This is a genomic window from Bartonella sp. PS17NMGDW (assembly GCF_042193555.1).
GTDB classification, from domain to species: Bacteria; Pseudomonadota; Alphaproteobacteria; order Rhizobiales; family Rhizobiaceae; genus Bartonella; species Bartonella grahamii.
This window is the reverse complement of sequence record NZ_JBHILY010000077.1, coordinates 1-1,008: the sequence shown is the minus strand read 5'-3', so window position 1 is coordinate 1,008 and position 1,008 is coordinate 1. Positions and strand designations below refer to the sequence as shown.

The following is a 1,008-nucleotide window of genomic DNA, read 5'->3' as shown; positions in this document are numbered from 1 at the left end:
TCTGTATCGTCTTGTGTTTTTTTTCTAGCCATGTTTCCACCCACACACGCGTTCACCTAGATTATTGTGCTTTAAGATCTCTCTTGCTAAGTTTGAACTGATGGCGTTCAGATCTTGCTTATCTAAATAAATTGGCAACCAGCCAACACAAGAAGAAGCATATTTATTTGTCGCGCAACCAGTCAGAGAGAGCAGCACGCACATCAGCATCACTTTTTTGATTAACTTCACTTTCCACCTCCAGACGTGTTGTGGCTGCTTTTAAAGCTTTTTCTGTTTGCTTTTGTTGCTCTGCTTTTTTCCCAAGAGTAAAAGCTCTTGCTAAAATCATAAAAAAAGCGGCTAAAACCGCGCCTGTTAGCATCAGATTTCTTTTCATCCATAAGATCATAGACGATGCTCCTGAAAGCGTTTAGCAACAAAGAAAATACCAGCACATGCGGCTAAAACCATAATGGTGGCCAAAGCCCATTGGATGGGTCCATTTCCTGCTAATAAGCCTCCAAGCCCAGAAAAAGAACCAATAATCGGTGCAAGTGCTTCGGCTTTGAAAACCCCCGTTGGTGCTTGCGTTTCTACTGTTTGATAATTGGAGGAAACAAAAGCCCCTTTCGCCCATAAGCCTGTTTCTGCCGCACGCCGGTGTGCGAGACCTTCAAGACGCTTACCGCCTGCTTTGGTCCATTTCTGTAGCTCGGCAGGGACAGCTTCATATTCACCTTGATTGAGCTTTTTTAACAGTGTCGAGTTACAAAAGGCTGTTGTTCCTACATTATAGCAAAATGACACTAACGCCGCGAATTGTTCATCTGTTAATGAAACTGTAACCGCGCGTTCAACAGCATTTTCAAATTGTCTTAAATCTTGACAAAGAAGTTCTTCTGCTTGCTTTTCAGTGATTGTCATGCCTTCGTAAATAAAAGGCTTTCCAGCACTGTTTGTATGTCCATAACCTATTGTCCACACCCCAATGGCATCTTTATAGGCGTTCAAACGCAAACCTTCCCA

The 1,008-nt window shown here is 42.9% G+C and carries 2 protein-coding genes; both read right to left on the bottom strand.

Going from position 1 to position 1,008, the window contains the following annotated elements:
• Nucleotides 1–163: 163 nt before the first annotated feature.
• Nucleotides 164–391: a hypothetical protein gene (locus tag ACFIJK_RS09340; protein ID WP_375627596.1), complete on the bottom strand. Its 228-nt coding sequence runs from the start codon at nt 389–391 to the stop codon at nt 164–166.
• A partial coding sequence (locus ACFIJK_RS09335) for a lysozyme (RefSeq protein ID WP_375627595.1) occupies nt 388–1,008 on the bottom strand: 621 nt, incomplete at its 5' end. The genes ACFIJK_RS09340 and ACFIJK_RS09335, both read right to left, overlap by 4 nt.

Coding starts and splice junctions, on each gene's coding strand:
- ACFIJK_RS09340 (WP_375627596.1), bottom strand. CDS start 391: ATGATCTTATGGATGAAAAGAAATCTGATGCTAACAGGCGCGGTTTTA.